The sequence below is a fragment of the Actinophytocola gossypii genome, assembly GCF_025165815.1.
In the GTDB taxonomy this organism is placed as follows: Bacteria; Actinomycetota; Actinomycetes; order Mycobacteriales; family Pseudonocardiaceae; genus Actinophytocola; species Actinophytocola gossypii.
Map to the genome: position 1 here is coordinate 43092 of NZ_JAFFZE010000029.1, position 22819 is coordinate 65910.

The following is a 22819-nucleotide window of genomic DNA, read 5'->3' on the forward strand; positions in this document are numbered from 1 at the left end:
GCGCGATGAACGACGTACTGGCCACCACGCTCACCTTCGTCGCGCTGGGTGCGGCGTTGTGGGCGCTCGTGCTGGTGATCGCCGGGCAGCCGGTGCGGCCGGACCGGTGGCACGGGCTGGGGGCGCTCGCCGTGGTGGCCCTGCTGGAGCTGGGTCTGCTCGCGCAGGCGGTCGCCGGCATCGTGGCGATGGTCACCACCGAGCGTGAGCTCGACGGGCTGTCGTTCGTCGGTTACCTGGTCGGCCCGGTGCTGATCGTTCCGCTCGCGGCCTTCTGGGGGCTCGTCGAGCGCACCCGCTGGGGTCCCGGCGTGCTGGTGATCGGCTGCCTCACGGTGCCGGTGATGATCCTGCGGCTCGGTCAGGTCTGGAACGCGCATGGCTGACGTGGCGGCCCGCACCCGCTCCGGGCCAGGCCGGCTGCTGATCGCCGTGTACGCGGTGTTCGCGCTGGCCGCGACCGCGCGCTCGGCGGTGCAGCTCGGCACCCGCTTCGGCGACGCGCCGCTGGCGTACCTGCTGTCCGCGTTCGCCGCCGTGGTCTACGTGCTGGCGACCGTGTGCCTGGCGCGTGGCGACCGCACGTCCCGGACCGTGGCCACGGTGTCGATCGTGGTCGAGCTGGTCGGGGTGCTGGCCGTCGGCACGTTCAGCCTGGTCGACCCGGCGGCGTTCCCGGACGCCACCGTGTGGTCGGACTACGGCCGGGGCTACGGGTTCGTGCCGGCCGTGCTGCCACTGCTCGGCCTGTGGTGGCTGCGCGTCTCGGGCCGATCTCTGGAACGATCGGCGGGGAGTCGGTGACGTCGGTGAGAAGAGGTACGCATGCCCGAGGCGAGGGTCGAGCACAATCCGGAGAAGTACCGGTACGAGCTCCACGTCGGTGACCGGGTCGCCGGTTTCGCCCAGTACCACGACAGCGGCAACCGCATCGTGTTCACCCACAGTGAGGTCGACGACGAGTTCTCCGGCCAGGGCCTTGGCAAGGTCCTGGCGGGCGGCGCGCTGGACGACGCGGTGGTCCGGGAGAAGGTGATCGTGCCGGTGTGCCCGTTCATCGCGCGGTACCTGAGCAAGAACCGCGAGCGCTACGAGGGCCACGTACAGGCGCCGCCCGACGACGCCCGCGAGTGAGCTGAGAACACCCTGTGAACCTGCCCGACCTGGGCACAGACGCGGTTACCGAGGCGTTGTGCCGGGTAGGACTTTCTTTTCACAGGAGGTGAATCCGACATGACGACAGCATTCGCGCCGACGCCGTCGCCGACGAACCTGCCGACCCTGCCGGATGGCTGGCCGATCGGTTCCTACGACACCTACTCGGAGGCGCAGCGGGCGGTCGACCACCTCGCTGACGAGAACTTCCCGGTCCAGGAGGTGACGATCGTCGGGGTCGAGCCGATGGTGGTCGAACGGGTCGCGGCCCGGTTGACCTGGGGCCGGGTGCTCGGCGGCGGCGCCGCGTCCGGTGCCTGGCTGGGTCTGTTCGTGGGTCTGCTGCTGAGCCTGTTCACGCCGGGTGCCGGGCTGGGGCCGATCCTGATCGGTCTCGGCTCGGGTGTGGTGTTCGGCCTGGCGTCGGCGGCGATGCGCTACGGCGCGACCCGAGGACAGCGTGACTTCGTCTCGCACAGCCAGCTGGTCGCCCGCCGCTACGACGTGCTCAGCAAGCCTCGGCACGCCGAGCAGGGCCGGGACCTGCTGGCCAGGTTGGCGATGCGGCCGGTGGACGCGCGCTAGTCCGGAACCGGTTTCGGAAATCATGGTCCAGACCTTGTGAGCGTGGTCTGGACCATGGCATCTTTGTTGCTACCAACAACAAAGCGATTCGTCGGTGGTGACAACGATGTCCACACACCCCTGCTCACGACGACTCAGATTCACCGCCCTCCTGACGGCGCTGTCCTCGGCCGTGCTCGGCTCCGCCGTGGCGCTGAGCTCCCCGGCGGCCGGGGCGCCCGGTCCGGCGGCGACACCCGATGCGGGGGTCGCCGCCGTGACATTCGCGGACGAGTTCAACCTGCCGGCCGGCACTCCCGTCGACACCTCGAAGTGGCAGCTGGAGACCGGCGACAACGAGAACAACCACGAGCGGCAGTACTACACGAACTCCACCCGCAACGCCGTGCACGACGGCCAGGGCAACCTGGTGATCACCGCGCGGCGGGAGAACCCGAACAACTACCAGTGCTGGTACGGCCGCTGCGAGTACACCTCGGCGCGGCTCAACACCGCGGGCCGGTTCACCCAGACCTACGGCACGTTCGAGGCCAGGATCAAGATGTCCCACGGGCAGGGCATGTGGCCCGCGTTCTGGATGCTGGGCAACGACATCGGCAACGTCGGCTGGCCGCAGAGCGGCGAGATCGACATCATGGAGAACATCGGCCGCGAGCCCAACACCGTGCACGGCACCATCCACGGACCCGGCTACTCCGGCTCCGGCGGCATCGGCGCCGCGTACAACGGGCCCCGGTTCGCCGACGGCTTCCACACGTTCACGGTCGAGTGGGCGCCGAACCGGATCACCTGGTCGGTCGACGGGAACGTCTATCAGACCAGGACCCCCGCCGACCTCGGCGGCCGGCAGTGGGTGTTCGACAAGCCGTTCTTCATGATCCTCAACCTCGCGGTCGGCGGCTACTGGCCGGGTGACCCCGACGCCAGCACCCCGTTCCCGAACACCCTGACGATCGACTACGTCCGCGTCACCGACGAGTACGGCGGTGGTGGGGGCGGCGGCGGCCCGATCCGCGGCCTGGCCGGCAAGTGCGTCGACGTGGCCGGCGCGAACAGCGCCAACGGCACCCCGGTGCAGCTCTGGGACTGCAACGGCACCGCCGCCCAGCAGTGGTCGGTCCCCGGCGACGGCTCGATCCGCGCGCTCGGCAAGTGCCTCGACGTCACCGCGGGCTCCACCGCGAACGGCGCCAAGGTCCAGCTCTACGACTGCAACGGCACCGGCGCGCAACGCTGGGCGATCAGCGGTGCCAACGACATCGTCAACATCGCGGCGAACAAGTGCCTCGACGTGACCGACAACAACCCCGCCAACGGCACCCGGCTGCAGATCTGGGAGTGCGGCGGCACCGCCAACCAGAAGTGGACGGTCGGCTAGACCGGTTCCAGTAGCACCGTGAACTCCGTTTCGGACAGGAACAGCTCGTAGTCGGGCAGGGTGCCCGGTCCGCAGGACGCCGTGCCGATGCCGTGGTGGCCGGCGTCGAGGGTCAGCTCGACCGTCGGGCCGGGTACCAGCTCGGTCGGGTGCCGGGCGTCCGCGAGGGCCGTCGGCGTCCAGCGGCGGACGGTCAGGCCGAACAGCGGCAGGCCGGTGATCCGCAGGCCGCGCCCGGACGGGTCGGTCACCGTCGCCCAGCGGACCCCGCCCCGGCGCCCGTTCTCCTGCGGGCGCACGTACGGGGTCTGCATGTCGTCCACGGTGGACTCGAAGGTGTCGATCCGCGCGGCCGAGCCGGTGTCCGGGTAGGACTCGCCGGGGCCCTTGCCGAACCAGCGCACCCGGTCCAGGGTCGGCGGCAGCGACAGCGACACCGCCAGGGTCGCGATCGGCTCCGGCCACTCGCCCTCGGGGGTGACGTGCACCGCCAGCAGCAGGCCGTCGCGCAGGGACTTCCAGTCGTAGTCGACGCGGACGCCGCGATCGGTGCCGGCGGGGGCGACCCGGGTGCGGGCCAGCAGGTCCTGGCCCACCACGACCTCGTCCACCCGGTGGGTGAGGCGGTGCAGGCCGTTCGCCGTCCAGGTGTCGTGCAGCCGGGCGAGGCGGTCGTTGTCGGTGGGCGCGCGCCACAGTTCGAGCCGGGGCGTGCCGACCGGGAACCCGGCGAACGACGTCAGCCTGCCGGTGCGGTCGAACTCCCCCGGGCCGAACGTGATTCCGTCCTCGATTCGCGATGGGCGGACGCCGGGCCAGTGCTCGCGCAGGCCGGCCGGGTCGCAGAGGCGGTGCTGTGCCCATGCCACCTCGTGCCCGCGCTCCGCCCACGGCGTGTCCGCGGCGAGTACCGCGCGCACGGTCAGCCAGGTCTCCTCCGCGGTCTCCGGCACGGGCGGCAACGGGACGGTTCCGCCCTCGGCCGGCAGGTCGAACTCGCCGGTGGTGCCGTCCGGCATCGTCCACTCGACGCGCAGGCCGGACAGGTCACCGCGTTTCGGAGTGACGGTCAGCGTGTCGTCGGCGAAGGCGAACCGGACCGGCTCGTAGACCTTCTTCACGTCCAGCAGCCCGGGTGACGGCGTGCGGTCCGGGAACAGCAGGCCGTCGATCACGAAGTTCCCGTCGTGCACCGGCTCGCCGAAGTCGCCGCCGTAGGCGTAGCCGTGCTCCGGGTGCCGCAGGCCGTGGTCGATCCACTCCCACACGAACCCGCCGGCACACCGGGGATGCCGGTCGAACAGCTCGACGTACTCCACCAGCCCGCCCGGCCCGTTGCCCATCGCGTGCGCGTACTCGCACTGCACGAACGGCTTCCCCGGCGTGGCACCGATCTCGTCGGTCTCGGCGTGGCTCGCGTACATCCGGCTGTAGACGTCCACATAGGAGCAGTCGGCGTCGCCCTCGTAGTGCACCGGACGGGACGGGTCGCGGTCGCGCGTCCAGTCGGCCATCGCGGCCAGGTTCGCGCCGGTGTGGCTCTCGTTGCCCAGCGACCACAGCACGATGCTGGGGTGGTTCTTGTCCCGCTCGACGGTGCGCCGCATCCGGTCCAGATAGGACGCCAGCCATGCCGGGTCGTCGGACGGGTTGTTCCGCCAGCCGACGAGCTCGAACCCGTGGGTTTCCAGGTCGCACTCGTCGACGACCCACAGGCCGTACTCGTCGCACAGGTCGAGGAATGCGGAGTCCGGCGGGTAGTGGCTGGTGCGCACGGCGTTGATGTTGTGCCGCTTCATGGCAAGCACGTCGTCCAGCATGGTGCCCCGGGGCAGCGCGCGCCCGTGCTCGGTGTGGAACTCGTGCCGGTTCACCCCGCGCAGCGCCAGCGGCTCGCCGTTCACCAGCAGCACACCGTCCACGATGGACACCGTGCGGAACCCGACCCGTAACCGCACGGTCTCCCCCACGGTGGTGACCGTGGCGTCGTAGAGCGTCGGCGACTCCGCCGACCACGGCGACACCGGCACGGTCACCGGCGCGCCGGTCGGCAGCGCGGCGAGCCCGAGCCCCGGCACGGACACCGTGGCGGGTACCGGCGTGTCGACCCGCAGCGTTCCCAGGCCCGTGGTGTGGTCGTAGTCGGCGTGCACGAAGACGTCGTCGAGCCCGCCGGCCGGGCGGCGCTGGAGCGTGACCGCGCGGAAGATCCCGGGCAGCCACCACATGTCCTGGTCCTCGAGGTAGCTCGCCGCCGACCACTGGTGCACCCGCACGGCGAGCACGTTGCGCCCCGGCCGCAGCAGCGGACCGACGTCGAACTCGGTGGGTAGCCGGCTGCCGGTGAAGAAGCCCAACTCCGTGCCGTTGAGCCAGACCCGCGCGCAGGAGTCGACGCCGTCGAACCGCAGCACGGTCGCGGTGTCCGCCCAGCCGTCCGGTAGCTCGAACTCACGGCGGTGGTCGCCGGTCGGGTTCCGCTCCGGCGGGTGCGGCGGGTCGACCGGGAACGGGTACACCACGTTCGTGTACGCGGGCGCACCGTACCCGTGCAGCGGCCAGTGCGACGGCACCGGGAGCGTGTCCCACCCGGAGTCGTCGAACTCCGGGGCGGCGAAGTCGTCCGGCACGTCCACTGTGGACGAAAGGCGGAACCGCCAGTCCCCGCTCAGGTCCAGCCGGGGCGCGTCGGAGCTCAGCGCGGCCCTCGGCGCCCGCGTCCCGGACGATGGCGCGTAGTCGTCGTGGTAACTCATTCAACCCCCGCATCTCGGCTGTCCTCAGGATAGATCGAAACGGTGTCGAGCAGGCGGGCGAGAACTTTCGAACGGTTCGCCGGGGACCAGGCGAGTGCCAGCTCCCAGAGCGGGAGGTCGTCGGTCAGCGGCCGGAAGACCACCGCGCGCTCGTCGCTGTGCGGGGTCGGCGCGATCAGCAGCGACACCCCGACCCCGGCGGCGACCAGCGCGACGATCGTCTGCACGTCCAGCGCGTCCTGGGTGATCCGCGGGGTGAACCCGGCGGCCAGGCAGTGCCCGACGATCCGGTCGTACACCGACGGCCCGGACTCGCGGGAGTAGCACACGAACTCCTCGCCGGCGAGGTCGGCGAGCGCGATCCGGTCGCGGACGGCGAGCGGATGCCCGGCCGGCAGCGCGGCCACCAGCGGGTCCCGCGACAGCGTGCGGGTGGCGATGCCCGGCTCGTCGAAGAACGGCCGGAACAGGCCAGCGTCGAGCGACCCGTCGCGCAGCGCCGCCTTCTGGCTCAGCGTGGTCATCGCGGTCACCCGCACCTCGACGTCCGGGCACACCTCGCGGAACCCGGCGAGCAGCCGGGGCAGCGCCCGGAACGTCGCGGACTGCACGAACCCGACCCGCAGCACCCCCAGCTCGCCGCGCTGGGCCCGGCGGGCGCAGTCGACGAGCGTCTCCGCGCGCCGGACCAGACCCCGGGCGCCCTCGACGAACTCCGCACCGGCCGGGGTGAGCGCGAGCCGGCGGCGGGAGCGGTCGAACAGCGGCACCCCCAGCTCCCGCTCCAGCGCGGCGACCTGCCGGCTCAGCGTCGGCTGGTTGACCGCGAGCCGCTCGGCGGCCCGGCCCATGTGCAGTTCGTCGGCGACCGCGACGAACGCGCGGACGTGCCTGGTGTCCATGACCACGGATCATGCGCCATCCGTATCGGACGAGTCGAGTCCGCGCATTGGACGTATCGGTCGGCGTCCTTCTAGCGTCCTCACCATGCGGACGATCGAACTGGGGCGCACCGGCGAGCAGGTCAGCCAGCTCGCTCTCGGCGCCATGCTGATGGGCACGATGACCGGAGAGGAGGAGTCCCGCCGGATGCTCGACCACTACCTCGACGCCGGCGGGTCCTTCGTGGACACCGCGAACTGCTACGCCTGGTGGACCGAGCCCGGCCGGACCGGCGGGGAGAGCGAGGAACTGCTCGGGCGCTGGCTGGCCGGCCGCCGGCGCGAGGACGTCTTCCTCGCCACCAAGGGCAGCGCCTGGGTGCCCGACACCGAACGCTGGCGCGACAACCCCGGCGCCGCGACCTACTCCGGCGCCGGCGCCGCGACCCTGCGCCGCGAGCTGGACGAGAGCCTGCGGCGGCTCGGCACCGACCACGTGGACCTGTACTACGTGCACGTCGACGACCTGGACACCCCGCTGGCGCAGACCCTCGACGCACTCGCCGGCCTGGTCGCCGCCGGGAAGATCCGGTACCTCGGCTGGTCGAACGTACGAACCTGGCGGCTGGAACGGATCCGCGCCCTGTGCGACCGGCACGGCTGGCCCGCGCCGGTGGCGCTTCAGCAGCAGTACTCGTACCTACGACCGCGGCCGGGCGCGGATCTGCGGTCCATCGTCGGTGACGAGCAGCTCCACCACCTGCGGCACAACCCGGACCTGACGCTGGTCGCGTACTCGCCGCTGGTCAAGGGTGCCTTCGGGAACCCGGCGAAGCGGGCCCACCACATCATGGACTCGTTCCGCGGCCCGGACGCCGACGCCCGGTTCGCCGCCGTCGAGGAGCTGGCCGCCGACCTCGGGGCAACGCCGAACCAGGTGGCACTGGCGTGGTTGCTGCACCAGACCGGGCCGGCGGCGGTGAGCCTGGTCGGGCCGCGCACGTTCGCGCAGTTGACGGAGGCGCTGCCCGCCCTGGAGCTGAAGCTCTCGGACGAGCAGCTGACCCACCTCGACTCCGTCTCCGGCTAGTTCACCGGCTGGCGCGGGCCGCCGCCACCAGGTTCGCCAGGGCCCGGTCGACCTCGGCGTAGCCGCGGGTCTTCAGGCCGCAGTCCGGGTTGGCCCACAGCCGGTCGGCCGGAACCACCCGCAGCGCGGCGGCCAGCAGGTCGGCCACCTCCCCGGTGGACGGCACGTTCGGCGAGTGGATGTCGTACACCCCCGGCCCGACGCCGCGCCGGAAGCCGATGGCGTGCAGGTCGTCGAGGACCTCCATCCGGGAGCGGGCGGCCTCGATCGTCGTGACGTCGGCGTCGAGGCCGTCGATGGCCTCGATGACGTCGCCGAACTCGGAGTAGCACAGGTGGGTGTGGATCTGGGTGGCCGGCGCGGCACCGCCGGTGGCGAGCCGGAACGCGTCGACCGCCCAGGCCAGGTACGACTTGCGAGCTGACGTCCGGAGGGGGAGCAGCTCGCGCAGGGCGGGTTCGTCGACCTGGACGACGCCGATCCCGGCGGACTCCAGGTCGGCGATCTCGTCGCGCAGGGCCAGCGCGACCTGCCGCGCGGTGTCGGCGAGCGGCTGGTCGTCGCGGACGAACGACCAGGCCAGGATCGTCACCGGCCCGGTCAGCATGCCCTTGACCGGTGCCGTGGTGAGCGACTGCGCGTAGGCGCTCCACGGCACGGTGATCGGCGCCGGCCGGGACACGTCGCCGTGCAGGATCGGCGGGCGCACGCACCGCGAGCCGTAGGACTGCACCCAGCCGTGCTCGGTGGCGGCGAACCCGTCGAGGTGCTCGGCGAAGTACTGCACCATGTCGTTGCGCTCCGGCTCGCCGTGCACGAGCACGTCCAGCCCGAGCCGCTCCTGGTCGCGGATGACCCGCTCGATCTCGGCCCGCATCCGCGCCTCGTACCCGGCCCGGTCCAGCCGGCCGGCGCGCAGGTCGGCGCGGGCCCGCCGGACCTCGCCGGTCTGCGGGAACGAGCCGATCGTGGTGGTCGGCAGCGGCGGCAGGCCGAGCCGGTCGCGCTGCGCGGCCGCGCGCTGCGGGTACGGGGCGCGGGACAGGTCGGCCGGGGTGACCGACGCGGCCCTGGCCCGCACGGCGTCGTCGCGGCGCGGCGCGACGGACCCGACCGGCGGCGGTGTCGCACCCGGCTCGCGCAGTGCGCGGGCGAACGCCACGACCTCGCCGACCTTCTCCCTGGCGAACGCGAGCCGCGCGCGGACGGCCGGGTCGAGCCCGGTCTCGGCGGACAGGTCGTAGGGCACGTGCAGCAGCGAGCACGAGGTGCCGACCGACAGGGCGCCGACCGACCCGAACATCGACGCGCACGCGGCGAGCGCGCGGCCCGGGTCGGTGCGCCACACGTTGCGGCCGTCGACCACGCCGAGCACGACCTCCTTGTCCCGCAACGCGGGCACCGAGGGGATCTCGTCGAGCACCTCCGGCGCGGCCACGGCGTCCAGCGCGATCGCCTCCACGCCGGTGCCGGCGAGTACCGGCAGCGCGGGCCCGAACCCGCCGAAGTACCCGGCGACCAGCAGCCGCGGCCGGTCCGGCACGGCGGAGAGCCGGGCGTAGACCTCGCGCAGCGCGGCCAGCTCGGCGTCCGACCGGTCGGCGACGAACGCCGGCTCGTCGAGCTGCACCCAGTCCGCGCCGGCTGCGGCGAGCCGGCCGAGCAGCTCGACGTAGCGGTCGACGAGCGGTTCCAGCAGCTCGAGCGGGGCGAACCCGGCCGGGGCGCCGGGCGCGGCCTTGGCCAGCAGCAGGAACGTCAGCGGGCCGAGCAGCACCGGCCTGGTGCGCACGCCCTGGTCCAGGGCCTCGGTGAACTCGGCCACCGGCTTGTCGCCGGCCAGGGCGAACACGGTGTCCGGGCCGAGTTCGGGGACCAGGTAGTGGTAGTTGGTGTCGAACCACTTGGTCAGCTCAAGCGGCGCCACTCCGTCCCGGCCGCGGGCCATGGCGAAGTAGGTGCCCAGCGGGGACAGGCCGAGGTCGCGGAACCGCGGCGGTACCGCGTCGAACAACACCGCGGTGTCGAGCACGTGGTCGTAGTGGGAGAACGTGTTGCCGGGCACCGAGTCCAGGCCGGACGCGGCCAGTTCCGCCCAGGTGTCGGCACGCAGCCGGGCGGCGACCTCGGCGAGCGCGGCCTCGTCGGTGCGGCCGGCCCAGTGGTCCTCCAGCGCGCGCTTGAGTTCCCGGCGCGGGCCGATCCTGGGATAGCCGAGCACGGTGGCGCCGACGGTCGGACTTGGGGTCGAGTGGGTCACTGCTCTCTCTCCTCGCGAGCTCAGTTCACGCCGACGGCCGGCGGACGCGCGAGGGCACCACAGACGGGCACCGCCCGGCCCACCCGCGAGGCCGTCGGACTCCGCGCACCAGGCGGCACACGGACCAGTGGCAGGTCTTCGGACTCGCGGGCACCACCAGAACCCTGGCGACCTACTGACCGTCGCTTCCCAGACAAAAAACGTCCAGTGCACCTGACGGCGGTCGTTCCCACTCACCGCTGCGGGGCAGTCCCGGAATCACACCGGGTTCCCTCTTGCCTCACCCCGAGCGGGGTGAACCACCAGCGAGCCCGACCCTACCCGCCGCCGACCGCGCCGCGCACGAACTCCGGGTCGTCGCCGACGGCGATCGCGGCCGCGCGCACTCCCTCGAACGCCGCCCGGTACCGGTCCACCTGGTCGCCGCGCCCGTAGTAGTGGCCGTCGACCAGCGTCTCGACGTAGACCGCGCCCGTCTCCTCGCCGGAGCCGTCGAGGTGGGGGAAGGACAGCACGGTGAACGGCAGGGAGATCCCGCGCCGGCCGGCGTCCAGCGGCAGCACCCACAGCTCGAACCCCGGCCGCGCGGCCAGCTCCACCAGGTACTCGGCCTGTGCCGCCATCACCTCGGGCGTGCCGACCGGCCAGCGCAGCGCGGCCTCGCCGAACAGCAGCGACACGGTCGCCACGTCACCGTCCAGCACCTCGCGCTGCCGGCAGACCAGCAGGTCCACGCGCCGCTCGACCTCCTCGGCCGCGAGGTCCGGCTCGGTGGCGCGGAGCAGCGCGGCGGCATACTCCGGGGTCCTGGCCAGCTCGGGGACCTGCATCGGGTCCCACGCCTCGACGCGCTCGGCGGTCGCCTCGCCGCCGAAGAACAGCGCCCGGTAGGCCGGTACCGCCGCGGCTTTGCCCTGCCACCAGTCGACACTGTTCCTGGCCCGCTCGCGGAGCTCGAGGTAGTGCGGGATGCGTTCCGGAACGCCGTAGTGGGCCAGTAGCTTCTCCAGTTGCAGGCCGTTGGGCAGCGACCGGGCGGTCTCGATGTGGCCGACGGTCTGCACGCTCGCGCGGATCACCGTGGCCGCCTCCTCGCGGGTGACCCCGGCCTGTTCACGCAGGGCACGCAGACCGGCGGCGACCTGGTGCCGCAGTGCGGTCCTCGCCATCACGTCTCCTCTCGACGCTCTCAGCTTGCCGATAGACGGCTCAGGTTGTCACCACTCGAAAGGAGGACTTCACATCCGAGCGGACAACAACGTAGCGTTCTACATGTGACTGAGGGATACAAGGTGATCGAGCCGGGGCCGGTCGAGCACTCGGTGCAGCTGTCGTCGTGGGTGGGCATCCCGGTGGACGCGCACATGGAGTGCCGGATCAACCCGCACCGCGACTTCGAGTTCAGCGTCGGCACCTGGCAGGTCGGCGTGGAACTGGTCTTCGAGCGCCGCGCGCTGCAGCGGTTCGTCGACCTGGCCACCCGCGCGCTCGCCCAGCCGGAACGGGGCGATCCGAAGTCCGAACGGGTCTTCTCCTCCCAGGCGTCCTGACCTGCGCCGGCCGGCACGGACGCTCGGTAGGACAACCGCCCGAACGGGCGAGGCCACTCCGGTGACGAGCACTCGCCCACTGTTTCGCAGAAACCACCCGAGTGCCGAATTAGGTTGCCCGAGTGGAGTAACGTTCCGTCCGTGACTACGCACAGTGGAGTCGTTTCTCACCGTACCGCGTGATCATTTCTCGACTTTCTTTCCAGTCGAATTACGAACATTTCTCACTCTCTTGGGCGACTGCCCGGGAGAGGCCGGACCGTGCACATTGGAGGCCGCCCTTCCGAAATCCCGATTGGTGGTGTGCGTTGTGACGGTGACCGAGCCAGTGGCGCCCGGACTGCAGGAGAACGGTGCGAGCCAGCAACAGAGCCTGGCGACGACCGCCGCGCGGAACCTGGCTACGACCAAGAAGTCCGTGCCGCAGATGCAGGGCATCTCGTCCCGCTGGTTGCTCCGGATGCTGCCCTGGGTCGAGGTGTCCGGCGGCACCTACCGGGTGAACCGCCGGCTCACCTACTCGGTCGGCGACGGCCGCGTGACGTTCGCGAACACCGGTTCGGACATCCGGGTGATTCCCGCCGAGCTGTGCGAGCTGCCGCTCCTGCGCGGCTACGACGACCAGGAGGTGCTCGACGCCCTCGCCGGCCGGTTCGAGCGACGGGAATACGCCGCCGGCGACGTCATCGTGGAGTTCGGCCACGAGTCCAACGAGGCGTTCCTCATCGCGCACGGAAAAGTGAACAAGGTCGGCCCGGGGCATTACGGGGACGAGACCGTGCTCGGCACGCTCGCGAACGGCGACTATTTCGGCTCGGCGTCGCTCGCCGATCCGCAGAGCATGTGGGAGTTCACGGTCAAGGCCGTCACACCGTGCACCGTGCTCATGCTGCCGCAGTCCGCGTTCGACGAACTGCTCGACCGGTCCGAGACGCTGCGCACCCAGCTCGAAAACTTCCGAAGTGGACAGTTGGCCGCGCAGAACCCGCACGGCGAGGCCTCGATCGAGCTGGCCTCCGGCCACGACGGCGAGCCCGACCTGCCCGGCACCTTCGTCGACTACGAGCTGGCGCCGCGCGAGTACGAGCTGTCCGTCGCACAGACCGTGCTGCGTGTGCACAGCCGCGTCTCGGACCTCTACAACGACCCGATGGACCAGGTCGAGCAGCAGCTGCGGCTGACCATCGAGGCGCTGCGCGAGCGCCAGGAACACGAGATGGTCAACAACCCCGACTTCGGGCTGCTGGCCAACGCCGACCTCGGCCACCGCCTGCACACCCGCAGCGGCCCGCCGACCCCGGACGACCTGGACGAGCTGCTCTCCGTGGTGTGGAAGAACCCGACCCTGTTCCTGGCCCACCCGCGCACGATCGCCGCGTTCGGCCGAGAGTGCAACAAGCGCGGCGTCTACCCGGACACCGTGGACGTCGGCGGCCATCGCATCCCCGCGTGGCGCGGCATCCCGATGTTCCCGTGCAACAAGATCGGCATCTCCGAGACCCGCACCACGTCGATCATGGCGATGCGAGTCGGCGAGGAGCAGCAGGGCGTGATCGGCCTGCACCAGACCGGCCTCCCCGACGAGTACCAACCCGGCCTGTCCGTGCGGTTCATGGGCATCAGCCCGAAGGCGATCGTGTCCTACCTGGTCAGCGCGTACTACTCGACGGCGATCCTGGTGCCGGACGCGCTCGGGGTCCTGGAGAACGTCGAACTCGGCCGGGAGGACTGAGATGAGAGATCTCGCAACCCGGCCACAGGTACGTGACCAAGCCGAACGCACGCTCCCCAACGCGACCACAAGGGATGAATCCGGGGAGGCGGAACTGTGACCACGGTCGAGACGGACGTCCGGATCGAGGCGACGGTTCGGCGTAGCCTGAGCACCAGGGCCGCGCGCAACCTGACCACCACAACCAAGACCGTGCCGCAGATGCGCGGCATCACTCCGCGCTGGCTGCTGCGGATGCTGCCCTGGGTGGAGGCCAAGGGCGCGGTCTACCGGGTCAACCGGCGGCTCAACCTCGCGATCGGCGACGGGCGGCTGACGTTCGTCAACGTCGGCACCGACATCCAGGTGGTGCCGGCCGAGCTGCGCGAGCTGCCGCTGCTGCGGGACTTCACCGACGACGCGGCGCTGGCGGCGCTCGCCGGACGGTTCGAGCAGCGCGAGTTCGAACCGGGCGACCTGATCGTCCAGAAGGGACAGCGGCGCGAGGAGCTGTTCCTGCTGGCGCACGGGAAGGTGCAGAAGCTCGGTACCAGCGAGTTCGGCGAGACCGTCGTGCTGGACGTGCTCGCCGACGGCGCCCACTTCGGCAGCGACGTACTCGCCGGCACGGAGTCCACCTGGGACTTCACCGCGAAGGCGATCACCCCGTGCACCGTGCTCGTCCTGCCCGGCCAGTCGTTCCGGCAGCTGAACGGCCAGTCCGACGCCCTGCGCGCGCACATCGCCGCCGAACTGGCCAAGCCGGCCGGCGCGCAGAACAAGCACGGCGAGGCGTCGATCGACCTGTCGTCCGGGCACGCCGGCGAGGTCGACCTGCCCGGCACCTACGTCGACTACGAGCTCAAGCCGCGCGAGTACGAGCTGTCGGTCGTGCAGACCCTGCTCAAGGTGCACTCCCGGGTCGCCGACCTCTACAACGACCCGATGAACCAGACCGAACAGCAGATCCGGCTGACCGTCGAGGCGCTCCGCGAACGGCAGGAGCACGAGATGATCAACAACCCGGACTTCGGTCTGCTGCACAACGCCGACCTCAAGCAGCGGATCTTCACCCGTACCGGCCCGCCGACCCCGGACGACCTCGACGAGCTGCTGTCCCGGCGGCGCAAGACGAAGCTGCTCCTCGCCCACCCGCGCACGATCGCCGCGTTCCGCCGCGAGTGCACCGCCCGCTCGATCTACCCGGCCAGCATCGAGGTCCAGGGCAGCGTGGTGCAGTCGTGGCGCGGGGTGCCGATCCTGCCGTGCGACAAGATCCCGATCACCGACGGGCACCTCAGCTCGATCCTGGCCATGCGCACCGGCGAGGACGACCAGGGTGTCATCGGGTTGCACGAGACCGGGATCGACGACGAGGTGTCGCCGGGCATGAACGTGCGGTTCATGGGCATCGACGACAAGGCGATCATCTCGTACCTGGTCAGTGCGTACTTCTCCTGCGCGGTACTGATCCCCGACGCGCTCGGCGTACTCGAGCACGTCGAGATCGGACGCTGACCCGTGGCCGCACCGGAGCTGACACCGGCGCGGGAGACCGTGCCGGAGACCCTCGCGTGGAGCCGTGCCCTGGTCGACCCGGCGCTGCACGCCGCTGTGGACACGCTGCCCGCGTCGATGCGCCGGGTCGCCGGCTACCACCTCGGCTGGTGGGACGCCGACGGCGGCGGGGAACCGGCCCCGGCCGGCAAGGCGCTGCGGCCGGCGCTGGTGCTGCTGAGCGCCGCGGCGACCGGGGGCTCGCCCCGGGAGTCGGTGCCGGCGGCGGTGGCGGTGGAGCTGGCGCACAACTTCTCGCTGCTGCACGACGACGTGATGGACGGCGACACCACCCGCCGGCACCGCCCGACCGCGTGGCACCAGTTCGGCATCGGCGCGGCGATCCTGGCCGGCGACGCGCTGCTCACCCTCGCCCTGGACGTGCTCGCCGCGAGCGGCTACCCGGCGGCCGGGCGGGGCATGCGGATGCTGTCCGCGGCCGTGCAGGACCTGGTGGACGGGCAGAGCGCCGACATGGCGTTCGAGCAGCGGGACGCGGTCGGGGTGAGCGAGTGCGAGGACATGGCCGCGCACAAGACCGCCGCGCTGATCGGCTGCTCGTGCGCGCTCGGCGCGTTGTTCGGCGGCGCGGACGACGAGCAGGTGCGCCGGATGCGGCTGTTCGGTGAGCACCTCGGCCTCGCCTTCCAGCACGTCGACGACCTGCTCGGCATCTGGGGCGACCCGGCGGCCACCGGCAAGCCGGTCTACTCGGACCTGCGCAACCGCAAGAAGTCGCTCCCGGTCGTGTCCGCGCTGGCGTCGGGCACGGCGGCCGGCGCGGAGCTGGCGGCGCTCTACGCCGGCACCGCGCCGCTGTCCGACCCCGAGCTCGAACGGGCCGCGGCGCTGGTCGAGGCGGCCGGCGGCCGGGAGTGGAGCCGGACCGAGGCCGACGCACTGCTCACCCGCGCGCTGGACCAGCTCCGCGACACCGCGGTCCGCGGCATGCCGGCGGTCGAGCTGGAAGCCCTGGCCCGCATGGTCACCGACCGCGACCACTGAGTCGCGACACAGAGCAAGGAGACCTTGCATGTCCCCGGTCCCCATCGGTCCACTCGACACGGTCCTGCTCGCCGCCCCGCGCTCGTTCTGCGCGGGCGTCGAGCGGGCCGTCGGCATCGTCGAGCACGCACTGGCCCAGCGCGGCCGGCCGGTGTACGTGCGCAAGCAGATCGTGCACAACGCGCACGTGGTGGCCGACCTGGAGGCCAGGGGCACGGTGTTCGTCGACGAGCTGGCCGAGGTGCCGGCGGGGGCCACCGTGGTGTTCTCCGCGCACGGCGTCTCGCCCGCGGTGCGGTCCGAGGCCGCGCGGCGCGGCCTCGACGTGATCGACGCGACGTGTCCCCTGGTCACCAAGGTGCACACGGAGGCGCGCCGGTTCGCCGCGCGGGGCGACACCGTGCTGCTGGTCGGGCACGCGGGCCACGAGGAGGTGGAGGGCACGCTCGGCGAGGCGCCCGAACGCACGATCCTGGTGCAGGACGTCGCGGACGCGCGGACGGTCGAGGTGCCCGACCCGGAGCGGGTGTGTTACCTGACCCAGACCACGCTGGCGGTGGACGAGACCGAGGAGATCCTCGCGGTGCTGCGCGAGCGCTTCCCCGCCCTGCGCGGCCCCGGCTCGGACGACATCTGCTACGCCACCACGAACCGGCAGGAGGCGTTGTCGTCGGTCGCCGAGGACGCCGACCTGGTGCTGGTGGTGGGCTCGGCGAACTCGTCGAACTCGGTCCGGCTGGTGGAGCTGGCCCGGCGCGGCGGCACCCCCGCGCACCTGATCGACGACGTGTCCGGCATCCGTCCGGAGTGGCTGGACGGGGTTCGGGTGGTCGGGCTGACCGCGGGCGCGTCGGCCCCGCCCTGGCTGGTGGACGAGGTGATCGCCGCGCTCGCCCCGGCCGAGGTGGTGCAGCGGGAGACCGCCACCGAGACGATCCACTTCACCCTCCCGCTCGCGGTGCGTCCCTCATGACGTCACTCGCCGACATCGCCGGGCCAGGCGACCTGGCCGGCCTGTCCACGGCCGACCTGCGCGACCTCGCCGAGGACGTGCGGGCGTTCCTGATCGAGCGGGTCAGCCGCAACGGCGGGCACCTCGGGCCGAACCTCGGCGCGGTGGAGCTGACGATCGCGCTGCACCGGGTGTTCCGCTCCCCGCACGACGTGCTGCTGTTCGACACCGGGCACCAGTCCTACGTGCACAAGCTGCTCACCGGCCGGCAGGGCGAGTTCGCCGCGCTGCGCCAGGCCGGCGGCACCTCCGGCTACCCGTCGCGGACCGAGTCGCCGCACGACGTCGTGGAGAACTCGCACGCCTCCACCGCGCTGTCCTACGCCGACGGCCTGGCGAAGGCGTTCGCGCTCACCGGCTCGGACCGGCGAGTGGTGGCGGTCGTCGGCGACGGCGCGCTGACCGGCGGAATGTCCTGGGAGGCGCTGAACAACCTGGGTGCCGCGCCGGACCGCCCGGTCGTGGTGGTGCTCAACGACAACACCCGCTCCTACGCCCCGACCGTCGGCGCGCTGGCGGCGCACCTGCGCGCGCTGCGCCAGTGCGATGAAGGACGCCTTCCGCACGTCGCAGGCCCCCGCACCAGCGCGAACCTGTTCACCGAGCTGGGGTTCGCCTACCTCGGCCCGGTCGACGGGCACGACGTGGCGGCGGTGGAGGACGCCCTGCGCGCCGCGGCCGGGCTCGGCCGCCCGGTCGTCGTGCACTGCGTCACCGCGAAGGGCAAGGGCCACCGGCCGGCCGAGGACGACGACGCCGACCACATGCACGCGGTCGGCCCGGCGAACAGCTCCGGCGGCACGTCCTGGACGTCGGTGTTCGCCGACACCATCACCGACCTCGGCGCCGAGCGGCCGGACGTGGTGTGCCTGACCGCGGCGATGGCGCTGCCCGCCGGGCTCGGCCGGTTCGCCGCCCGGTTCCCCGAGCGGGTGTTCGACGTCGGCATCGCCGAGCAGCACGCGGTCACCTCGGCGGCGGGCCTGGCGATGGGCGGGCTGCACCCGGTGGTGGCGATCTACTCGACGTTCCTGTCCCGGGCGTTCGACCAGGTGCTGATGGACGTCGCGCTGCACCGGCTCGGCGTCACGTTCGTGCTCGACCGGGCCGGCGTCACCGGACCGGACGGGGCGAGCCACCACGGCATGTGGGACGCCTCGATCCTGCCGGTGGTGCCCGGCCTGCGGGTCGCCGCGCCCAGGGACCCGGCGCGACTGCGCGCGCTGCTGCGGGCCGCGGTGTCCATATCGGACGCCCCGACCGTGATCCGGTACCCGAAGGCGAGCGTCGGGCCGGACATCCCCGCGGTGCGCCGGGTCGGCGGCTGCGACATCCTGCGCGAGCACCCGGACGCGGAGGTGCTGCTGGTGGCCGTCGGGCCGCTGGCCGGTGCCTGTCTCGCGGCCGCGGACGAGCTCGCCACCCATGACGTGCCGGTCACCGTCGTCGATCCACAATGGACAGCTCCCCTGAATCCGTGCCTGCTCAAGCTGTCCGCCGCGCACCGCCTGGTGCTGGCGGTGGAGGACACGACGGTGACCGGCGCGCTCGGCGGCCGGCTGGCCCAGGCCCTCGCCGCGACCGGCGAGCCCACCTGCGTCGCCACGTTCGCGCTGCCGAGCGCGTTCCTGCCGCACGCCTCGCGGGCGGAGATCCTGCGGGCGCACGGGCTCGATCCCAGCGGCATCACCACGACCGTCCTCAAGCGACTGAGCAGGAGGTAGCCCCGATGACACTGGTCGATCTCGGCATGCCGGAGGCACGCCCGGCACCGACCCGACGCGCGTCCAGGCAGGTGATGGTCGGCTCCGTGCCGGTGGGCGGAGGTGCCCCGGTGTCGGTGCAGTCGATGACGACCACGGTGACCGCCGACGTGGAGGCCACCCTGCGGCAGATCGCGGAGCTGACCGCGGCGGGCTGCGAGATCGTGCGCGTCGCGGTGCCGTCCGCCGACGACGCCGAGGCGCTCGCGACCATCGCCGCGAAGTCGGCGATCCCGGTGATCGCCGACATCCACTTCCAGCCAAGGTACGTGTTCGCCGCGATCGACGCCGGCTGCGCGGCGGTGCGGGTGAACCCCGGCAACATCAAGAAGTTCGACGACAAGGTCGCGGAGATCGCCCGGGCCGCTGCCGACGCCGGCACCCCGATCCGGATCGGGGTCAACGCCGGCTCGCTCGACGCGCGCCTGCTGGCCAAGTACGGCAGGGCGACCCCGGAGGCGCTGGTCGAGTCGGCGCTGTGGGAGTGCTCGCTGTTCGCCGAGCACGGGTTCGAGGACCTGAAGCTGTCGGTGAAGCACCACGACCCGGTGGTGATGATGGCCGCGTACCGGCAGCTGGCCGAGGAGTGCGACTACCCGCTGCACCTCGGCGTCACCGAGGCAGGCCCGGCGTTCCAGGGCACCATCAAGTCGGCGGTGGCGTTCGGCGCGCTGCTCGCCGACGGCATCGGCGACACGATCCGGGTGTCGCTGTCCGCGCCGCCGGTCGAGGAGGTGAAGGTCGGCGCGGCGATCCTGGAGTCGCTCGGCCTGCGCCCGAGGAAGCTGGAGATCGTGTCCTGCCCGTCGTGCGGGCGCGCCCAGGTCGACGTGTACCGGCTCGCCGAACGGGTGACCGCCGCGTTCGAGGGATTCGAGACGCCGCTGCGGGTCGCGGTGATGGGCTGTGTGGTGAACGGTCCCGGCGAGGCACGCGAGGCGGATCTGGGGGTCTCCTCGGGCAACGGCAAGGGGCAGATCTTCGTGCGCGGCGAGGTGGTCAAGACCGTCCCGGAAAGCCAGATCGTGGAGACCCTGCTGGACGAGGCGATGAAGCGCGACTGGTCCGGGGAGCGCCCATGAGTGAGCTTGCGAGCGAATCGATGTCACAGGGCGACCGCGAGCGGCAGCACCGAGCCTGCGAGGGGCTGTCGTGAGTATTTATGCCACCGGGCTGCTGTGGGTCGGCGGGGCGGCGATCGTCGCCGGCCTCGTCGCGTACCTGATCCGGCGGCTCGGCGCCACCCAGGGCGCGGTCGAGAACAACGAGGCGGCGGGCCAGGTGTTCACCCTGGTCGGCGGCCTGCAGGCGGTGCTGGTGGCGTTCGTGCTGATCTCGCTGTTCGACGGGGCGAGCGCGGCCGAGGACGGCTCCTACACCGAGGCGGACAGCGTGGTGGCCGCGGCGTGGGCGTCGGAGTCGCTGAGCGGTGAGGCCGACCGGGCGGCGATCGTCGCGCAGGCCAGGGACTACACCGAGACCGTGATCGACGAGGAGTGGCCCAGGATGCGCGAGGGCCAGGAGGTGGGCGACCAGGGCTGGAACGAGCTGTCCGAGCTGCGGCGGCTGGTCGCGGCCGCGCCCGCCGAGGACGAGTGGGCCATCGACCAGAAGAACGAGGCGTCCCAGCAACTCTGGGAGGCGTACAAGGCACGGCAGGAGCGCCTGAACACCGCGACCGGCGGCGGCGTGAACTCCGTGGTCTGGTTCGCGATGGTGGCCGGCGCGGTCATGTCGCTCGCCCTGCCCCTGCTGTTCGGCGGGCCCCGACCGCTGACCCACATCCTGATCGTCTCCACCCTGGCCGCGACCATGACCCTGCTCCTCTACGCGACACACCAGCTGCAGAACCCGTACAGCGGCGGCGCCGAGATCGGACCGGCGGCGTTCGTGTCCGCCCTGGAGCGCCTGCAGTGACCCGCGCGGCCCGGCTCGCCGTGGCGGTGACGGTGACCGGTGCCGCGGCGGTGATCGCCTGGCCCGCGGCCGCCGCCGACGACCCGTCCGGCGCGGCGGGCTCGGGGTTCGAGGTGACGATCCGGGTCGGGAACCGGCCCCCACCGACCCGCCCCTGGCCGTGGCCGTCGGCGACGACCCCCGAACCCCCACCGCCGACGACGACCACCACCCGACCCCCACCACCACCGGCTCCCCCGCCGGAACCACCACCCGAGCCGCCACCCGAGCCGCCACCCCCGGTCGTCACCCCGGCTCCCCCGCCCGAACCGGCACCCGTTCCGGCCCCACCGCCACCTCCGGAGCCGCCCCGACAACCGCCCCGGGAACCACCCCGGCAGCCTCCGCCCGAACCGCCGCCCGCGCCGGAGACCACGCTCTACCGGGTCGAGGAGGAGACGGTGGCCCCGGCCGTCGCCGGCCCCCGCCCGGAGACCGAGAAGAAGCGCCGCTGGGCGTTGACCGCGGTGATCGTCGTGGTCGCCGCCGGGGCCGCCGCCGCCAGGAGCATGCGGCACCGCTGACCCGTCACCGCGACACCGGGGCCGGCGCCGGGGCGGCGGTCGAGGACGCCACCTCGCCCGCCGTCCCGGCCCGCCGCAGCACCGTCGCCGCCACCACGGCGAGCGTCGTGAACAGCACGGCACCCACGACCGACGTCACGTTCAGGCCCGCGGTGAACGCCGAGCGCGCCGACGCCACCAGCGCCTCGGCCGCCGGCTCCGGCAGCGTCCCGGCCACCGCCAGCGCCTCGGTGATGCTGTCGCCGGCCACCCCCGGCGCCCCGTCCGGCACGACCACCCGCGCCCCGTACACCGCCGCGCCGATGCTGCCGAACACCGCGAGCCCGATCCCGATGCCCAGCTCGTTGGCCGTCTCGGACACCGACGCCGCCGAGCCGGCCCGGGCCGGCGGCGCCGAGTTCACCACCAGCTCGGTACCCAGCGCGGTCGGCGGCGCCACCCCCACACACGCCAGCAGGAACCCGGCCACCACGAACGGCAGCCCGCCGGACACCGACACGAACGCGATCAGCACCGACCCGGCCGCCGCGACCAGCAGCGCCACCGCCATCACCGTCGACGGCGCGAACCGGCGCGCCAGGTGCGGCGCGACCTGCGTCGAGGCGATCATCGCGACCGCCTGCGGCAGCATCCACAGCCCCGCCGCCAACGGCGACATGCCGAGCACCTGTTGCAGGAACAGCGGGATGAACAGGAACGTCCCGGCCATCACGATCGCGCCGAAGAACATGATCGCCATGCACGCCCGGAACGTCCGGTCGGCGAACAGCCGCAGGTCCAGCAGCGGCTCGGCCAGCCGCCGCTGCCGCGCCACGAACACCGCGCCGAACCCCAGCCCGGCGACGACCGCGACCACCGGCGGCGCCGACACCGCCCGGGCCAGCTCCTTGATCCCGTACACCACCGGCAGGATCGCCAGCAACGACAACCCCACGCTGACCAGGTCGAGCCGGCCGCCCACCGTTCTCGGTGCCCGGTGCTCCGGCAGCAGGAACGGCGCCGTCGCGAGCAGCAGCACCATCACCGGCACGGCGAGCAGGAACACCGACCCCCACCAGAACCACTCCAGCAGCACACCGCCGACCAGCGGACCGATGGCCGTGCCGACCATGAAGCAGCTCATCCAGGTCGCGATCGCGACGCCGCGCTGGCGCGGGTCGTGGAACATGTTCCGGATCAGCGCGAGCGTCGAGGGCATCAGCGTGGCACCGGCCACTCCGAGCGCCGCCCGCGCGGCGATCAGCATCTCCGGCGACGTGGAGTACGCCGCCAGCAGCGACGCGGCACCGAACGCGGCCGCGCCGAGCATCAGCAGCCTGCGCCGCCCGATCCGGTCACCGAGGGTGCCCATGGTGACCAGGAACCCGGCGAGGAGGAACCCGTAGACGTCGAGGATCCAGAGTTGTTGGGTGCCGCCCGCGCCCAGGTCGGCGGCCAGGTGCGGCAGCGCGAGGAACAGCACGCTCATGTCCAGCGACGCGAGCAGCGTCGGCAGCGCGAGCACCGCCAGGCCGATCCATTCGCGGCGGGTTGCGGTCATCGGGTCCTCCAGTTCCACGGCGTGACACCCGTTCAGACCGGGTCGCGGGAAGAAACTCATCGCCGGGCCGATGACTTTTCCGCGCCCGCACGGTCT

General features: G+C 72.3%; 20 protein-coding genes and 1 riboswitch. Of the genes, 15 read left to right on the plus strand and 5 right to left on the minus strand.

Features of this window, described 5'->3' with window-relative positions:
* The first annotated feature begins 5 nt into the window (after positions 1-5).
* From JT362_RS32895 to JT362_RS32915, 5 genes are all read left to right on the plus strand, one after another.
* Positions 6-386, plus strand: a complete 381-nt coding sequence (locus JT362_RS32895; protein WP_260195787.1) for a hypothetical protein — start codon at positions 6-8, stop codon at positions 384-386.
* Positions 379-804, plus strand: coding sequence for a hypothetical protein (locus JT362_RS32900; protein ID WP_260195788.1), 426 nt, complete (start codon positions 379-381; stop codon positions 802-804). Before JT362_RS32895 ends, JT362_RS32900 begins: the two co-directional genes overlap by 8 nt.
* Positions 805-825: 21 nt before the next feature.
* Positions 826-1134 (plus strand): GNAT family N-acetyltransferase, encoded by a 309-nt coding sequence (locus JT362_RS32905; protein ID WP_260195790.1) that lies wholly within the window; start codon positions 826-828, stop codon positions 1132-1134.
* A gap of 99 nt (positions 1135-1233) precedes the next feature.
* Complete coding sequence (locus tag JT362_RS32910; protein WP_260195791.1) at positions 1234-1740, plus strand: YflT domain-containing protein; 507 nt, start codon at positions 1234-1236, stop codon at positions 1738-1740.
* 106 nt (positions 1741-1846) lie between these two features.
* Entirely contained in the window at positions 1847-3118 is a 1272-nt protein-coding gene (locus tag JT362_RS32915; RefSeq protein WP_260195792.1) for a ricin-type beta-trefoil lectin domain protein, read from the plus strand.
* On the opposite strand, the gene JT362_RS32920 is transcribed toward JT362_RS32915, so the two are convergent.
* Positions 3115-5874 (minus strand): glycoside hydrolase family 2 TIM barrel-domain containing protein, encoded by a 2760-nt coding sequence (locus JT362_RS32920; RefSeq protein ID WP_260195793.1) that lies wholly within the window; start codon positions 5872-5874, stop codon positions 3115-3117. The two genes, JT362_RS32915 and JT362_RS32920, sit on opposite strands and share 4 nt — an antisense overlap.
* A complete protein-coding gene (locus JT362_RS32925) occupies positions 5871-6776 on the minus strand; it encodes a LysR family transcriptional regulator (RefSeq protein WP_260195794.1) in 906 nt (301 codons plus the stop codon). Before JT362_RS32925 ends, JT362_RS32920 begins: the two co-directional genes overlap by 4 nt.
* Positions 6777-6861: 85 nt before the next feature.
* Between JT362_RS32925 and JT362_RS32930 the strand changes: the two genes are divergently transcribed.
* Positions 6862-7845 carry an aldo/keto reductase gene (locus JT362_RS32930; protein WP_260195795.1) on the plus strand — a complete coding sequence of 328 codons (984 nt, stop codon included), beginning with the start codon at positions 6862-6864 and terminating at the stop codon, positions 7843-7845.
* 1 nt (position 7846) lies between these two features.
* Here the strand turns inward: JT362_RS32930 and metE are convergent, their stop codons facing one another.
* Together metE and JT362_RS32940 are read right to left on the minus strand one after the other, a co-directional pair.
* The gene (gene metE, locus JT362_RS32935) at positions 7847-10105 is read right to left on the minus strand and encodes a 5-methyltetrahydropteroyltriglutamate--homocysteine S-methyltransferase (protein ID WP_260195797.1); all 2259 of its coding nucleotides are present in this window, start codon (positions 10103-10105) and stop codon (positions 7847-7849) included.
* Positions 10106-10217: 112 nt separating this feature from the next.
* Positions 10218-10424, minus strand: a riboswitch (cobalamin riboswitch).
* Positions 10423-11274: a helix-turn-helix domain-containing protein gene (locus tag JT362_RS32940; protein ID WP_260195798.1), complete on the minus strand. Its 852-nt coding sequence runs from the start codon at positions 11272-11274 to the stop codon at positions 10423-10425. It overlaps the preceding riboswitch by 2 nt.
* Positions 11275-11379: 105 nt before the next feature.
* On the opposite strand from JT362_RS32940, the gene JT362_RS32945 reads away from it, so the two are divergent.
* From JT362_RS32945 to JT362_RS32985, 9 genes are all read left to right on the plus strand, one after another.
* Positions 11380-11655, plus strand: a complete 276-nt coding sequence (locus JT362_RS32945; protein WP_260195799.1) for a hypothetical protein — start codon at positions 11380-11382, stop codon at positions 11653-11655.
* A 310-nt stretch (positions 11656-11965) separates the two neighbouring features.
* Positions 11966-13387, plus strand: a complete 1422-nt coding sequence (locus JT362_RS32950) for a family 2B encapsulin nanocompartment shell protein (RefSeq protein ID WP_375546592.1) — start codon at positions 11966-11968, stop codon at positions 13385-13387.
* A gap of 96 nt (positions 13388-13483) precedes the next feature.
* Positions 13484-14884 (plus strand): family 2B encapsulin nanocompartment shell protein, encoded by a 1401-nt coding sequence (locus tag JT362_RS32955; RefSeq protein WP_260195800.1) that lies wholly within the window; start codon positions 13484-13486, stop codon positions 14882-14884.
* Between the two features lie 3 nt (positions 14885-14887).
* A complete protein-coding gene (locus JT362_RS32960) occupies positions 14888-15928 on the plus strand; it encodes a family 2 encapsulin nanocompartment cargo protein polyprenyl transferase (RefSeq protein WP_260195801.1) in 1041 nt (346 codons plus the stop codon).
* 28 nt (positions 15929-15956) lie between these two features.
* Positions 15957-16901 (plus strand): 4-hydroxy-3-methylbut-2-enyl diphosphate reductase, encoded by a 945-nt coding sequence (ispH, locus tag JT362_RS32965; RefSeq protein ID WP_260195802.1) that lies wholly within the window; start codon positions 15957-15959, stop codon positions 16899-16901.
* Positions 16898-18664 carry a 1-deoxy-D-xylulose-5-phosphate synthase gene (locus JT362_RS32970; protein WP_260195803.1) on the plus strand — a complete coding sequence of 589 codons (1767 nt, stop codon included), beginning with the start codon at positions 16898-16900 and terminating at the stop codon, positions 18662-18664. Before ispH ends, JT362_RS32970 begins: the two co-directional genes overlap by 4 nt.
* A 5-nt stretch (positions 18665-18669) precedes the next feature.
* Positions 18670-19785 (plus strand): flavodoxin-dependent (E)-4-hydroxy-3-methylbut-2-enyl-diphosphate synthase, encoded by a 1116-nt coding sequence (gene ispG, locus JT362_RS32975; RefSeq protein WP_260195804.1) that lies wholly within the window; start codon positions 18670-18672, stop codon positions 19783-19785.
* Positions 19786-19855: 70 nt separating this feature from the next.
* Positions 19856-20620: a bestrophin-like domain gene (locus JT362_RS32980; RefSeq protein ID WP_260195805.1), complete on the plus strand. Its 765-nt coding sequence runs from the start codon at positions 19856-19858 to the stop codon at positions 20618-20620.
* On the plus strand, positions 20617-21183 hold the full coding sequence (locus tag JT362_RS32985) for a hypothetical protein (protein WP_260195806.1): 567 nt from the start codon (positions 20617-20619) through the stop codon (positions 21181-21183). Before JT362_RS32980 ends, JT362_RS32985 begins: the two co-directional genes overlap by 4 nt.
* 4 nt (positions 21184-21187) lie before the next feature.
* On the opposite strand, the gene JT362_RS32990 is transcribed toward JT362_RS32985, so the two are convergent.
* Positions 21188-22723, minus strand: coding sequence for an MFS transporter (locus JT362_RS32990; protein ID WP_260195807.1), 1536 nt, complete (start codon positions 22721-22723; stop codon positions 21188-21190).
* Positions 22724-22819: the final 96 nt, after the last annotated feature.

Bases quoted from the DNA above. Each gene is read 5' to 3' on its own strand.
- JT362_RS32925 (WP_260195794.1), bottom strand. From the start codon at position 6,776: ATGGACACCAGGCACGTCCGCGCGTTCGTCGCGGTCGCCGACGAACTG.
- JT362_RS32930 (WP_260195795.1), top strand. From the start codon at position 6,862: ATGCGGACGATCGAACTGGGGCGCACCGGCGAGCAGGTCAGCCAGCTC.
- JT362_RS32990 (WP_260195807.1), bottom strand. From the start codon at position 22,723: ATGACCGCAACCCGCCGCGAATGGATCGGCCTGGCGGTGCTCGCGCTG.
- ispH (WP_260195802.1), top strand. From the start codon at position 15,957: ATGTCCCCGGTCCCCATCGGTCCACTCGACACGGTCCTGCTCGCCGCC.
- ispG (WP_260195804.1), top strand. From the start codon at position 18,670: ATGACACTGGTCGATCTCGGCATGCCGGAGGCACGCCCGGCACCGACC.
- JT362_RS32940 (WP_260195798.1), bottom strand. From the start codon at position 11,274: ATGGCGAGGACCGCACTGCGGCACCAGGTCGCCGCCGGTCTGCGTGCC.
- JT362_RS32915 (WP_260195792.1), top strand. From the start codon at position 1,847: ATGTCCACACACCCCTGCTCACGACGACTCAGATTCACCGCCCTCCTG.
- JT362_RS32970 (WP_260195803.1), top strand. From the start codon at position 16,898: ATGACGTCACTCGCCGACATCGCCGGGCCAGGCGACCTGGCCGGCCTG.
- JT362_RS32910 (WP_260195791.1), top strand. From the start codon at position 1,234: ATGACGACAGCATTCGCGCCGACGCCGTCGCCGACGAACCTGCCGACC.
- JT362_RS32900 (WP_260195788.1), top strand. From the start codon at position 379: ATGGCTGACGTGGCGGCCCGCACCCGCTCCGGGCCAGGCCGGCTGCTG.
- JT362_RS32895 (WP_260195787.1), top strand. From the start codon at position 6: ATGAACGACGTACTGGCCACCACGCTCACCTTCGTCGCGCTGGGTGCG.
- JT362_RS32920 (WP_260195793.1), bottom strand. From the start codon at position 5,874: ATGAGTTACCACGACGACTACGCGCCATCGTCCGGGACGCGGGCGCCG.
- JT362_RS32905 (WP_260195790.1), top strand. From the start codon at position 826: ATGCCCGAGGCGAGGGTCGAGCACAATCCGGAGAAGTACCGGTACGAG.